Annotated in this window: 13 protein-coding genes and 1 pseudogene; 9 read left to right on the top strand and 5 right to left on the bottom strand. The window is 63.5% G+C overall.

The features are described 5' to 3' along the window. Positions 1 to 53: 53 nt before the first annotated feature. The 6 genes and pseudogenes from AVCA_RS27010 to AVCA_RS08330 form a co-directional block, all read left to right on the top strand. Positions 54 to 269: pseudogene (locus tag AVCA_RS27010) on the top strand (DUF1176 domain-containing protein); the annotation flags it as partial. Between the two features lie 61 nt (positions 270 to 330). After that, on the top strand, positions 331 to 1,092 hold the full coding sequence (locus tag AVCA_RS08310; protein WP_269078197.1) for a DUF1176 domain-containing protein: 762 nt from the start codon (positions 331 to 333) through the stop codon (positions 1,090 to 1,092). Positions 1,093 to 1,273: 181 nt separating this feature from the next. Beyond that, complete coding sequence (locus AVCA_RS08315) at positions 1,274 to 2,059, top strand: TSUP family transporter (RefSeq protein WP_175555969.1); 786 nt, start codon at positions 1,274 to 1,276, stop codon at positions 2,057 to 2,059. A 146-nt stretch (positions 2,060 to 2,205) separates the two neighbouring features. Continuing rightward, on the top strand, positions 2,206 to 2,433 hold the full coding sequence (locus AVCA_RS08320; RefSeq protein ID WP_012700446.1) for a hypothetical protein: 228 nt from the start codon (positions 2,206 to 2,208) through the stop codon (positions 2,431 to 2,433). Beyond that, on the top strand, positions 2,430 to 2,711 hold the full coding sequence (locus AVCA_RS08325) for a cell division protein ZapA (RefSeq protein WP_012700447.1): 282 nt from the start codon (positions 2,430 to 2,432) through the stop codon (positions 2,709 to 2,711). Before AVCA_RS08320 ends, AVCA_RS08325 begins: the two co-directional genes overlap by 4 nt. 198 nt (positions 2,712 to 2,909) lie before the next feature. Next, on the top strand, positions 2,910 to 4,154 hold the full coding sequence (locus tag AVCA_RS08330; protein ID WP_236616366.1) for an acyltransferase family protein: 1,245 nt from the start codon (positions 2,910 to 2,912) through the stop codon (positions 4,152 to 4,154). 48 nt (positions 4,155 to 4,202) lie between these two features. Here AVCA_RS08330 and AVCA_RS27015 read toward each other — a convergent pair whose 3' ends face one another. Next, positions 4,203 to 4,334: a hypothetical protein gene (locus AVCA_RS27015; RefSeq protein WP_012700449.1), complete on the bottom strand. Its 132-nt coding sequence runs from the start codon at positions 4,332 to 4,334 to the stop codon at positions 4,203 to 4,205. Between the two features lie 249 nt (positions 4,335 to 4,583). Between AVCA_RS27015 and AVCA_RS08335 the strand changes: the two genes are divergently transcribed. Continuing rightward, positions 4,584 to 5,966, top strand: coding sequence for an IS4-like element ISAzvi7 family transposase (locus tag AVCA_RS08335; RefSeq protein WP_012700450.1), 1,383 nt, complete (start codon positions 4,584 to 4,586; stop codon positions 5,964 to 5,966). Positions 5,967 to 6,057: 91 nt separating this feature from the next. Here AVCA_RS08335 and AVCA_RS08340 read toward each other — a convergent pair whose 3' ends face one another. Then, positions 6,058 to 6,390: a hypothetical protein gene (locus tag AVCA_RS08340; protein ID WP_231876434.1), complete on the bottom strand. Its 333-nt coding sequence runs from the start codon at positions 6,388 to 6,390 to the stop codon at positions 6,058 to 6,060. 724 nt (positions 6,391 to 7,114) lie between these two features. Between AVCA_RS08340 and AVCA_RS26375 the strand changes: the two genes are divergently transcribed. Beyond that, positions 7,115 to 7,405: a hypothetical protein gene (locus tag AVCA_RS26375; protein ID WP_175556055.1), complete on the top strand. Its 291-nt coding sequence runs from the start codon at positions 7,115 to 7,117 to the stop codon at positions 7,403 to 7,405. Positions 7,406 to 7,499: 94 nt separating this feature from the next. On the opposite strand, the gene AVCA_RS08345 is transcribed toward AVCA_RS26375, so the two are convergent. Next, the gene (locus AVCA_RS08345) at positions 7,500 to 9,500 is read right to left on the bottom strand and encodes a peptidase U32 family protein (protein ID WP_012700453.1); all 2,001 of its coding nucleotides are present in this window, start codon (positions 9,498 to 9,500) and stop codon (positions 7,500 to 7,502) included. Between the two features lie 460 nt (positions 9,501 to 9,960). Here AVCA_RS08345 and AVCA_RS08350 point away from each other — a divergent pair, with 460 nt between their 5' ends. Then, positions 9,961 to 10,371 carry an HPF/RaiA family ribosome-associated protein gene (locus AVCA_RS08350; RefSeq protein WP_012700454.1) on the top strand — a complete coding sequence of 137 codons (411 nt, stop codon included), beginning with the start codon at positions 9,961 to 9,963 and terminating at the stop codon, positions 10,369 to 10,371. A 144-nt stretch (positions 10,372 to 10,515) separates the two neighbouring features. Here AVCA_RS08350 and AVCA_RS08355 read toward each other — a convergent pair whose 3' ends face one another. Together AVCA_RS08355 and AVCA_RS08360 are read right to left on the bottom strand one after the other, a co-directional pair. Then, positions 10,516 to 11,259 (bottom strand): hypothetical protein, encoded by a 744-nt coding sequence (locus tag AVCA_RS08355; RefSeq protein ID WP_012700455.1) that lies wholly within the window; start codon positions 11,257 to 11,259, stop codon positions 10,516 to 10,518. A gap of 253 nt (positions 11,260 to 11,512) precedes the next feature. Further along, positions 11,513 to 12,895 carry an IS4-like element ISAzvi7 family transposase gene (locus AVCA_RS08360; protein WP_012700450.1) on the bottom strand — a complete coding sequence of 461 codons (1,383 nt, stop codon included), beginning with the start codon at positions 12,893 to 12,895 and terminating at the stop codon, positions 11,513 to 11,515. Positions 12,896 to 12,965: the final 70 nt, after the last annotated feature.

A 12,965-nucleotide genomic window follows, 5' to 3' on the forward strand; every position in this document is an offset into this window, starting at 1 on the left:
GGTTCGGCGCGCAAGATGCGCGTCAAGATCGCCCCATGCAGAACGGAGTTCCCATGTCGCGCCTGTTGCCCGTGACTCTTCTCCTGCTCGGAGGCGCCGCCCAGGCGGCGCCGGAGCCGGTTCCCCTGTATCGCGAAATCAAGGACTGGGTGGTGGCTTGCGACAACCTGCGCAGTTGCCAGGCCATCAGCGCCGCAGCCTTCGGCTTCAGCCCCCTGCGGCTGGTGATCGGCCGCGATGCCGGCCCCCGGGCGCAGCCGTGGGTGCGTCTGACCTACAGCGGGCAGCCCGGGCATTTCACGTTGTCGACCGACGACCGGCCGCTGCCGGATGCGCTGGCGAGCCTCCTGCGGACCGGGGCGGGCGAAGGAGAGCCGATCCTGCACGGCGAGGGCGATATGGCGCGCGCTGCTGGCCGAGTGGCGCGATGGCGAGATCCTGCGCCTGGACGCGGAGGGCGAGGAGGCCGAGCTTTCCCTCGCCGGCCTTTCCGCGGCGCTGCTGTTGATGGATTCGGTGCAGGGGCGCCTGGACACCCGCGGCGCACTGTACCGACTGGGCGAGCGCGACGATCGCGAGGTGCCGGAAGCGCCGCCGCTGCCCCTGCTGCGGCCTTTCCCCGGTGTCACGCCGCTGACCGACGCCGAGCGTCAGGGCATCCCCCTGGCGGTGATGGAGGCCACGCGCAGCGAATGGCTGGAGGCCGACCCGGAGAGCCTGGAGCCCGAAGCCGAGGCCCATGCCCTCAACGGCCAGGAGGCGCTGGTGCTGATCCAGACGTCCTGTGCGGCCTATAACTGCAGTTTCGCCCTCTACCGGGTCGCCCGCCAGGCGCCTTATCCGCGCCAGCCGTTGCGTATCGAGCCCTTGCCGTTCGGCGGCGAGGGACTTGGCGGCTGGGTCAACTACGACGAAGGGAGCGGAGAGCTGGGGTATTTCATGAAGGGCAGGGGTGTCGGCGATTGCGGCGATGCGGGCAGTTGGCTGTTCGACGGCGAGCGCTTCCAACTGCAGTCCGCGCGGATGATGCAGCGGTGCGCCGGCAGCCCACCCGATGACTGGCCGGAGCTGTGGCGCGCGGCCAGGCCGTAGGAGAGGCGTTTCCGGCTTCGTTCACTGCGCCATCCGGCGAGGGCCGGGGGCCTCCGATCGAGGCTTTCCAGCGGTGGATAGCGGCGAGCCGGGGCGGATGAAAGTGTTTCGCGAGGATTCGCGGCGCTGGCGCGACGCGCTACCATCCGCGGCCTTCCTCCCGCCGGGACGCACCTTCGTCATGTCCTTTGCCTTCGAAATCGCCTTGGACCCTGTCACCCTCGTCGTCCTGGCGTGCGTGGCCTTCGTCGCCGGTTTCATCGACGCCATCGCCGGCGGGGGCGGCCTGATCACGGTACCCGCGCTGCTGACCGCCGGCCTGCCGCCGCATCTGGTGCTGGGGACCAACAAGCTCTGCTCCACCTTCGGTGCGGCCATCGCCAGCCTGACCTTCATCCGGCGTGGCCTGTTCCATCCCCGGCAGTGGTATGGCGCACTCGCCGCCACCGCCCTTGGCGCACTCCTGGGCGCCGCCGTCGCCCATTACCTGCCGGCCAGGTGGCTGAACCAGTCGCTGCCGGTCATCGTCTTCGCCTGCGGGCTGTATCTGCTGTTCAGCCGTACTCCGGGCGGCATCCAGCGGCCCGATGCGCGGATCGCGAAGCTACGCCAGTGGCCGCAGGGTCTCGCCCTCGGCGCCTACGACGGTGTGGCGGGCCCTGGTACCGGCACCTTCTGGACGGTCAGCACCCTGCTGCTGTATCCGCTCGACCTGGTGCGCGCCAGCGGCGTGGCCCGCAGCATGAATTTTGTCAGCAACGCCGTGGCCTTGAGCGTCTTCATCGGCAGCGGCCAGGTGGCCTGGCTGCTCGGCCTGAGCATGGGCTGTGCGCTGATGACCGGCGCCTGGCTGGGCGCCCGTACCGCCATCGGCGGCGGGGCCCGCCTCATTCGTCCGCTGTTCATCGGCGTGGTGCTGGTCCTGACGGTGCGTCTGGCCTGGCAACACTGGTTCGGGCATGGCTGAACAGCAAAGGCGCGGTTCGGCCATGCCGCGCCAGGGCGGCTGAATGCGCCGGGTCGCACGGCGAAAACGATCCGCTCGAAAACTTTTCCTTTTGCCTGTGTTCTCAGATAACCTTTTCCGCTTCTTCACGGATTCAGATACTTACCATGCTTGATACAACTCTTGCTCAACTCGAACGCGTCGTGGCCGATCTCCTGCAACAGAATCGGACTCTGGCCGAAAATTGCAGCCAGCTCGAGCAGGAGCTGCGCCAGGCCAGGGAGGAGAACGATAACCTGCAACTGGCCGCCCTCGAACAGGAAGAGCGGCAGGCCGCCACGCTCGCCCGCCTGCAGGCGCTGCTCGAACGCGCCGGTGCCAGTAGCGTCGCATGAAGGAGAATGGCGTCCGTGTCCTGAAGATTCTCGGGCGCGACTACCCGATCAAGGCTTCCGCCAGCGAGGAGCGCGTCCTGCAGGAGGCCGCCGACCTGCTTCAGCAGCGCCTGTCGGAAAGCCGCCAGCGCTTTCCCGCCGCCAGCAAGGACGAACTGCTGGTGCTGACAGCCCTCAATCTCTGCGTCCCGATGCTGCAGCAGGAGCGGCAAATGCGCGAGGCCGAGCAGCGCCTCGCCGCCTGCATCGAGCAGATCAGCCGCCAGTTGCAGGCATAGCCCGCCGCGCCGGCCCGCGCGCTCCGACGGGAGGCATGCAGGCCGTCGCCCGGCCGGATCGCGAAAGGAAAGCCCAGGGTCCCAGGAGTACTGGCCGGCGCGAAAGCGCGCGGGCGGGGCGGCGCTATCCGGAGCAAGCGAAGCCGATCCATCGAAGCGAATACGCGCCCCTGATCGTTCACCATGGAGGACACGCCAGTGAAACTCCAGGCAGTGAAGTTCGGCGATGGTTTTACGCGATGGCTACGCCGTGACGCTCGTCCGCCGACCGCGCGGGAACTGTCGCAGGCCATCGGGTTCGCACGCATCACCCTGATCGTCGGCCTGGTGTTCCTGCACTACATGAGGTACCCGAATTCGCAGGTTTCGCCCTTCGACGGCATGGACGTCGCGCATCATCCGCTGGCGACCTTCGTCAACAGCTTCGTCCTGTTCTTCTTCTTCAGCGCGGTTCCCTTGCTCAGCCTGATTTCCGGTTGGCTGTTCTTTTCCTTCGCCGCGCGGCCGCATGCCGCCCGTTTCGAGCTGCAGCGGCGCATTCGCCGCCGCCTGAGGTCCCTGTACCTGCCGCTGGTGTTCTGGAACGCCGTGTTCCTGGCGATCCTGCTGTCCCTTTTCCTCTGGCGGGCGAGCGATCCCCTGCCTGGAGTCCTCAACATCCGCTTCGAGCGTGCCGGCTGGTTCGACTATCTCAATGCCGTCTTCGGCCTCACCCGGCACCCGGTGGGGTTCCAGTTCTGGTTCGTGCGCGACCTGTTCGTCACTGTCCTGATCAGTCCGCTCCTGTGGCTGCTGCTGCGCCATGCGCCTTACCTGGGACTGGCGATACTGGGGCCGGCGTGGTTGGCCGGCCACGACCTGCTGATCTTCTTCCGCTCCGACGTGGTGTTCTTTTTCCATCTGGGAGGTTGGTTGCGTATAGGCGGTGTGTCGCTGGAGGTGGGGCGACGTGCTGCGTTGACGCTGGCGCTGGCCTACGTCGTTCTCGTCGCGCTGCGGGCCGCGGCGCCCCTGTTGCTAGGCTGGGACGATCAGCGCCCCGAATGGCTGTCGGTGGCGACGCGTGCCATGCGCCCGATCGGCGTGCTGGCCTGCTGGGGGATGGTCCTGCAACTCGCGGCGACGCCGGCGGGCGCTGCCGTCGCACGCTACGGCGGTCTGGCCTTCTTCCTCTATGCCATGCACTTTCCGCTGATCGCCGAGGTGAAGATCCAACTGTGGCGCCTGGTCCCGGCTCCGACGGACGGCTGGATGCTGGCGCATTATCTGGCCAGCGTTCTGATCACCGTGGCGATCGCGCTTTGCGCCGGCTTGCTGTTGGCATACAAGGCGCCGCGTTGCTTCGCCCTGATGAACGGCGGCAGGGCGCTCGATGCCGGGAATAGCCGTGCGGAGCCGGCAACACGGCCGGCAGCGGCCGTGTTCGAGCGGAAGCGGGATTGAGCCTGCCGGCCATGCAGCGGCACGGGCCCGGCGCATGGCGCGTCGGGGTCATGAGGTGGCGCCGTGGCTGCCCAGCAGGCTGTGCCCGGATTTCTTGAGGCGCTTGGCCTGGCGTTTTTCCTGGGGGTTCTTCAGCGGTTTTTTCTTGGCTTCCTTGTGCGTCTCGTGGCTTTTGCTCATGGCTATCTCCAGGGAAAGAGGGATCAGCGGGGAATGCGTGGGGCGTGCATCATCATCACCTCCCTGGCGTCGGCCTCGATTGCGGAATCGGTTCAAGTCTAGTACGGAAGCGGGACGGCATTGCGCTCCCGGCGGAGATGCACTTTGCGCGCGTGTGCCGGTGCGAGGCGAGGTTCCCACGCGAGGGCGCTCGTCGTTATATACAACTCCAGTCCCCACAGGTCTATACCCAAAAGGGATTCGTGGAGAATGACGATGAACTGGGCAGAGGAAGAAATGCAGACCGCCGACCTAGGCGATGAGCGCCTGAATGTACGGGTAGCCAAGGTCCTGGAGCGGTTGGGAGCGCACCCGGGGAGCAGCATTCCCGCGGCCTGCCGGGGCTGGGCGGAAACGATGGCGGCCTATCGGTTCTTCGACCACGAGAAGGCAACATTCGAGACGGTGCTGACACCGCATCGGGATGCCACGCTGCAGCGCATGGAGTGTTGCCCGGTGGTGTTGCTGGTACAGGACACCACCGAGCTCGACAAGTGGGTGAGCCTGGGCCCCAAGGGCGTGGGCACGCTCAAGGAGCAGCAGAAATACCCGCGTCGGTTGCATCCGACCGTGGCCTTTACCCCAGAACGCATCTGCCTTGGGGTCGTGGAGGCCTTGTGGTGGAGCCGCGACGAACCGAGTCCGCGCAAGGCGCGTCGTGGCAAGGGCGTGGACGAGAAGGAGAGCCGGCGCGGGATCGACAGTTACCAGGCTAGCTGCGCGTTGCAGGGGCAGATCCCCAAAACGCAATTGGTGAACCTCGCCGATGCGGAAGGGGATCTGTATGAATGGTTCACCGAGTATGCGGAAGTCGCACCGTCCACGCGGGCGCAGTGGATCGTGCGTGCGGCACAGGATCGACGCGTGCTGACGGGCGATGCCGACAAGCTATGGGCATCGCTGGCCATGGCGCCGGGTCTGGGGCAGCTCGCCGTCGAGGTCCGGGCACGCCCGAAGCGCCCGGCCCGGCAGGCCCGGGTCACGTTGCGTTCGGCCACTGTCGTGCTGCGTCCCCCCGCTCGAATCGGTCGCCACTTGCCGGAAGTCTCCGTCAATGCCGTGCTGGCCCGCGAAGAGAATCCTCCGGAGGGCGTCGAGCCGCTGGAGTGGCTGTTGCTGACCAGCTTGCCGGTGGGCAGCCTGGAACAGGCCTCTACGATTGTCGCCTGGTATGCCGTGCGCTGGTATATCGAGATTTACTTTCATGTCCTGAAAAACGGCTGTCAGATCAATTGCCTGCAACTGGAAACCGAGGAGCGGCTACTGCCTTGCATCGGGCTTTACCTGGTGGTTGCCTGGCGAGTGCTGTACAGCCTGATGCTCGGACGTGCCTGCCCGGAGCTGAATTGCGAGTTGATTTTCGAAGCCCGGGAGTGGCGGGCCGCCTACCTCGTGATCAAGCGCTGCCCACCGCCGCCGGTGCCACCTCGACTGGGCGAGATGGTTGAGTGGGTGGCCGGTCTGGGCGGCTATCTGGGGCGCAAACACGATGGCCCACCCGGCCCCAAGGCCATGTGGATCGGATTGCAGCGATTGCGGGAGTTTGTCATTGCACTGGAAGCACGCGATGCGCTCGCCGGAACTTATGTATAACGACGAGCGCGAGGGCGTGGGAACGGGATGGGGAAGCCTACCCGGACCGGCGAGGGAGTCGGGTAGGCTTGGGTTCAGGCAAGACTGTCGGTCAGCAGTATTTGTCCACATAGTGAACGCCGGGATTGCTCCGGGCGACGCGCCAGTGTTCAGTCAGGGTCTGGTGAACGCGATCGATGAATTCCCGATCGGCCGCGGCTTTCTTGCCGACGTAGCCCTTTCCCCGGCGATAGGCTCTGAGCCTGACACGCATGGCAGGGGTGCGCTTCTCGAATTCCGTTTCCTCCATGCCGGCCGGAAGGCGATCGAGATGGACTTCGCCCGCCTCGCAGATCCAGAGGATGTGGCTTTCGCTCTTGTCCCTGCGTTGGGCGAACAGTTGAGCCAATTCATCGGGAGAGAGTGCATTGTTGTTCAGATTCATGTGCAAGGTCCTCATGGTCATCCATTGATCGAGCGTTTGCGAAAATGTGCCGCCTTTCGGTTCAGGCCAGCCGTCCGTGGATCGATGGATCGGACGGTGGCCTGCATGCCGTGCAGCTGGGTCCAGATCACAACATGAGCCTTATGTAGCGCCGATCTGAGCTAACTACACAAAGCAAACCTGGAGAAGCCGGGGCGGGATCGCGAGGAGGAGAGGACGGGAGGCGAGCACCGATGGTGTCTGGAACGGGCCGGAGGGGTCGTGCGGTCCGCCACAAGCATCATCAGAATGTCTCGCCAGCGCTTTCTCGCCACCAGTGCGATCACTGCCAGTCAACTTCATCAGTCCGCCTTGTGGGCAGTACAGCCGCGAAGTGGCTCGACGAGGTGGGTCGAGCAAACCGCGAACACCCTTACCAGGGCTCCCTGTTAGGGAAGCAGCTTCATCATCGGGGGATGGGTGCGGTCGTGTCAATAGTTTTGTAGTGATTTTTTTCGTGAACTACAAGGTGCGCATCCATGCGGGTATACCGGTGCGTCATGGCCGGCCTGGGCATTCGGGGGTGTCGGACGTGGCTCGTCGCCAGCGACCCTATCCCGCTTGTTCGCCGATGCCAGCGGGGCGCTGGTATCGACAGGAAAGCCGGAGGGCGAGGGCGCTGAGGCCATGTAGCCCTTCTATCCGCCGGCGGCTGGCAGTGGTACGCGAGGGCCCGGATCATCGAGTGGAAAGGAAAGCTGGCAAGCGGGGAATGCCTGAAAATCCCGAAACCGAAAGAGTCTCTTCTTTTGATTTGGGTCAATTTGTCAAGAACGGATTATTGCTACATATTGCCGCACAATATGAATGTCAGGGAGAGATAACGATGTTGATGGCCATTGTTCTTACCGTAGTGTTTACCTGGTTGGTTCTGTTCGTGGCGGGTGTGTGCCTGGGACGTTGGATGCGTCCTTCGTCCAAGGTGGCAACCCATGCGGACGGCGTGGTGGACAGTACCGGTCTCAGACTGGGTTGATGCGAAAACCGGAAGAAAATGAACGACAAAGCCCTGCTCGACGCAGGGCTTTGTCGTTCAGCACCGGTTCGGTTTTCCGGGCAGATCGGCGGGCTCAGCGTTGCGCTCTGTTCCTGATGGTCTTGAGCAACTCCTCGGGACTGATCTGGCCGACGATACCGGTCGAGCTGCCGGGTTGGGGCTGGGCGAGGATGTGGTCTTTCATCCTGCCGATGACGTGCATCTCGCAGGCCTTGCAGTCGAACGTCAGGGTCAGCACCTCGTCCTGATGCACCAGTTGCATCGGCGCGACCCTGGTGCGCACGCCCGTGACGCCCTTGGCCTGTTTCGGGCACAGGTTGAAGGAGAAACGCAGACAGTGCTTGGTGATCATCACCGGCACTTCGCCGGCCTCCGCGTGAGCCTCGTAGGCCGCGTCGATCAGTTGCACGCCGTAGCGGCGATAGAACGCCCGGGCCTTCTCGTTGTACACGTTGGCCAGGAAGGTCAGGTGCGATTCCGGGTACACCGGCGGCGGCTCGCTGACCGGCTTGCGGCTGCCGCGCCGGTGGGTGGCCAGGCGGGCGGCAGTCAGGGCCTCGATGGCCTCGCGGCGCAGGGCCTTGAGCAGGGAGTTCGGGACGAAGAATGCCTGCGGTGCATCGATCTCCACTTCTTCGGCATGGTAGAGGGTGGTGCCCAATTGACCGAGCAGGTCGCGCAACTGCTCGAGCGCCTGTTCCGGCTTCTTCGCCAGTCCGAAGGGCCCGGCGAGACTCGCCGAAGCGCCGACGCCTTCCTCGCTGGTCACGTTCAGGTCGAGTGCCTCCTCCGTCAGCCGGACCTGCCAGCGCACCCCGACCCGGCGCTCGGCGGAAGTCTTCTGCAGCGCCTGCTGCCAGTCGTGGTCCAGGTTGCGGTTCAGCGCATGATGCGGACGCAACTGCTTCAGCGCGGCCGGCATCTCGTTGGGCTCGATGCGGTATTGCCAGTGGGGCTTGCCGCCCCGCTCGGAGCGTTCGAGCTGTTCGACGACGCTGGCACGGAAGCCCACCACTTCGCGCTTGACCAGCACGTTCAGGCCGTCGCCGTTGCCGAGCGGCTCCGTGGTGCCGGCGATGAAATCCTTCTTGCGGACCTTGAGTATCTCGCCCACCGGCAGGCCGGTGAAGGTCGGCGAATCGAAGGCGCCGATGTCGATCCTGCGCTCGTTGACGAAGTAGTCCGTGCTGCCGCGGTGGAAGGTCTTGTCCGGGTCCGGCACGAAGAAGTGCTCGGTCCGGCCGCTGGAGGCTCGTGCCAGCTCCGGGCGCTCGCTCAGGACCTCGTCGAGCCGTTGCCGGTAGTAGGCGGTGATGTTCTTCACGTAGCCCATGTCCTTGTAGCGTCCCTCGATCTTGAAGGAGCGCACCCCGGCATCAATCAGCGCGCGCAGGTTGGCGCTCTGGTTGTTGTCCTTCATCGACAGCAGGTGCTTGTCGTAGGCCACCACCCGGCCCTGGTCGTCCTTCAGGGTGTAGGGCAGCCGGCAGGCCTGCGAGCAGTCGCCGCGGTTGGCGCTGCGCCCGGTCTGCGCGTGGGAGATGTAGCACTGCCCGGAGAAGGCCACGCACAGCGCGCCGTGGATGAAGAACTCGATGGTCGAGTCCACTCGCGCGCCGATGGCGCGGACCTCCGCAAGGCCGAGTTCGCGCGCTAGCACCAGTTGGGAGAAACCGGCGTCGGCCAGGAATTTCGCCTTTTCCAGGGTGCGGATGTCGCACTGGGTGCTGGCGTGCAGCTCGATGGGCGGAATGTCCATTTCCAGGATGCCCATGTCCTGCACGATCAGCGCGTCGATGCCCGCGTCGTGTAGCTGCCAGATCAACTGGCGGGCTGGTTCCAGCTCGTCGTCGTGCAGGATGGTGTTGAGGGTGACGAACACCCGGGCGTGGAACTGGTGGGCGAACTCCACCAGGCCGGCGATATCCGTCACATCGTTGCCGGCGCTGTGCCGCGCACCGAAGCTGGGGCCGCCGATGTACACGGCATCGGCGCCATGCAGGATCGCCTCCTTGGCGATGGACACATCCCGTGCCGGGCTGAGCAGTTCCAGATGGTGCTTGGGTAATGACATGGCGGTGAGATTCGGGACGAAACGAGCGTGCCATTGTAGCCGGCTTGGGCGAGTTTTGATCGCTTCAGGCGCCTTTGGCAACGGGGCCGGTGACAGCCTGCATCGGGGACGATCGGGGGAGCGGTCCGGACTGAAAGGGCGTATCCCGTGCGAAGTTCCCGGCGAGGTGATCGCTATGCCGAACTCCGGTCGATTTCATGTTCTTGCATGAAGGCAGGGCAGATGACCGTCGGCAGACAGGGTGAGAGGTTCGGGGCGACCGAAAAATCGATCCTAGGCCTGTCTCGGATTGCACGTCCATCCCCTATCGCCGCCATTGTTACGGACTTCTGACACAAGTCAGCAATGCATATTTTTCTCTGCACAGGGGGCTTCCAGACGCCTCGGTTCGGCGTAGTCTGGAGGTGTCGCGATGCAACTACGCGGCACCATTGCTGATCGATTGAAGAGGGAATGGCATATGCAACTCCAGGTTCACAGCGATAACCATATCGAAGGCAGTGCCCGTCTGGCCGGCTGGGTCCGCGCCACCATCGCCAGCAAGTTCGAGCGTTACGGCGAGGAATTGACCCGCGTTGTCGTCCATCTGAACGACGAGAAAGGCAACAAGGCCGGAGCCAACGACAAGCGCTGCCAGATCGAAGCCCGCGCCAGGGGATGCCAGCCGCTGTCGGTGAGTCACAACGCCGAGTCCCTGGAGTTCGCCCTGGATGGCGCGATGGAAAAACTCGGCCATGCCCTGGCCCATCGGCTCGGCAAGCAGCGCAACAAGCGCATTGCGGACAGCCGTGGGTTCGCTGGCAGCGTGGCCGGTCGCGACCGTTTGCTGGAGGAGGACTTCCTCATCGAGGAGCAACTGCGCATCGCCTGAGTCCGCAACGGAAAAACCGCCGGCAGGCCGGATCTGTCGGCGGTTTTTCATGGCCCGTTTGAATGATCGCTCCTACCACGCCGCGTAGGACCGGGACCGCGGTGTCCCTTTGCGCAAGCGGTGGGGTGTCGCTCCATCTACGGCTCAGGCCGGTTTTTGCTGAATTTGCTCCATCTGCTCCTGAATCGCTCTCAGCGCTGGATGGTTCTGAAAGTGCTCCATCTCCTCCTGAATCGTTTTCAGCGCCGGATTGTTCTGAAGGTGTTCTATCTGTTCCCGGAACGTTTTCAGCGCCGGGTTGTTCTGGAAATGCTCCATTTCCTCCTGAATCGCTTTCAGTGCCGCAGTGTTCTGAAATTGCTCTATCTCTTCCTGGAGCGCTTTCAGCGCCGGATTGTTCTGTAAGTGTTGCATTTCCTCCTGGAGCGCTTTCAGCACTGGATTGTTTTGAAGTTTCTCCATTTCTTCGCGGATCGTTTTCAGCTCCATATTGTTCTGAAAGTACTCCATCTGCTCTTGATATCCCTTCATCACCGGATGGTTTCGAAGTTGCTCCATCTGCTCCTGGAGCGCTTTCAGCTCTGGGTCGTTCTGAAAGCGCTCCATCTGCTCCTGAAACTCCTTCAGTAGCGGGTTGCTCTGGAATTTTTCCATCTGCTCCTGAAATTCCTTCAACACCCGATTGTTCTGAAGTTGCTCTATCTGCTCCTGGAGCGTTTTTAGCATCGAATTATTCTGTAAGTGCTCCATCTGCTCCTGGATCGCTTGCAGTGCCCCATTCTTCTGAAAATTCTCCATCTGCTCCTGAAGCGTTTTCAGCGTCGCGTTGTTCTGAAGGTGCTCCAGTTGTTCCTGAAATCCCTTCAGGCATTGGTTGATGTTGTCCATGACTGTCTCCTTCGTATCGACTCGATAGTGATGTGGAGCTCTCGCCAAACCAGCCTTGATATTCCACTGTCATACATTTGCTACCACGGGCTTTTCCTCTGCACACATCAACGAAAGCACAAAGTGGCGCATGAGCAATGGGATTCTACGAACGGCCAAGTCGGGGCGTTTTGGCGTTTTGGCGTGAGCCGTGTTGGCGTGTCGAATGCCGCCAGGTAAGGCGTCACGAAGCCGATCGCTCCCACGCTCGTCGTTATACATAAGTTCCGGCGAGCGCATCGCGTGCTTCCAGTGCAATGACAAACTCCCGCAATCGCTGCAATCCGATCCACATGGCCTTGGGGCCGGGTGGGCCATCGTGTTTGCGCCCCAGATAGCCGCCCAGACCGGCCACCCACTCAACCATCTCGCCCAGTCGAGGTGGCACCGGCGGCGGTGGGCAGCGCTTGATCACGAGGTAGGCGGCCCGCCACTCCCGGGCTTCGAAAATCAACTCGCAATTCAGCTCCGGGCAGGCACGTCCGAGCATCAGGCTGTACAGCACTCGCCAGGCAACCACCAGGTAAAGCCCGATGCAAGGCAGTAGCCGCTCCTCGGTTTCCAGTTGCAGGCAATTGATCTGACAGCCGTTTTTCAGGACATGAAAGTAAATCTCGATATACCAGCGCACGGCATACCAGGCGACAATCGTAGAGGCCTGTTCCAGGCTGCCCACCGGCAAGCTGGTCAGCAACAGCCACTCCAGCGGCTCGACGCCCTCCGGAGGATTCTCTTCGCGGGCCAGCACGGCATTGACGGAGACTTCCGGCAAGTGGCGACCGATTCGAGCGGGGGGACGCAGCACGACAGTGGCCGAACGCAACGTGACCCGGGCCTGCCGGGCCGGGCGCTTCGGGCGTGCCCGGACCTCGACGGCGAGCTGCCCCAGACCCGGCGCCATGGCCAGCGATGCCCATAGCTTGTCGGCATCGCCCGTCAGCACGCGTCGATCCTGTGCCGCACGCACGATCCACTGCGCCCGCGTGGACGGTGCGACTTCCGCATACTCGGTGAACCATTCATACAGATCCCCTTCCGCATCGGCGAGGTTCACCAATTGCGTTTTGGGGATCTGCCCCTGCAACGCGCAGCTAGCCTGGTAACTGTCGATCCCGCGCCGGCTCTCCTTCTCGTCCACGCCCTTGCCACGACGCGCCTTGCGCGGACTCGGTTCGTCGCGGCTCCACCACAAGGCCTCCACGACCCCAAGGCAGATGCGTTCTGGGGTAAAGGCCACGGTCGGATGCAACCGACGCGGGTATTTCTGCTGCTCCTTGAGCGTGCCCACGCCCTTGGGGCCCAGGCTCACCCACTTGTCGAGCTCGGTGGTGTCCTGTACCAGCAACACCACCGGGCAACACTCCATGCGCTGCAGCGTGGCATCCCGATGCGGTGTCAGCACCGTCTCGAATGTTGCCTTCTCGTGGTCGAAGAACCGATAGGCCGCCATCGTTTCCGCCCAGCCCCGGCAGGCCGCGGGAATGCTGCTCCCCGGGTGCGCTCCCAACCGCTCCAGGACCTTGGCTACCCGTACATTCAGGCGCTCATCGCCTAGGTCGGCGGTCTGCATTTCTTCCTCTGCCCAGTTCATCGTCATTCTCCACGAATCCCTTTTGGGTATAGACCTGTGGGGACTGGAGTTGTGTATAACGACGAGCGCTCCCACG

This window comes from Azotobacter vinelandii CA, assembly GCF_000380335.1.
Classification (GTDB): Bacteria; Pseudomonadota; Gammaproteobacteria; order Pseudomonadales; family Pseudomonadaceae; genus Azotobacter; species Azotobacter vinelandii.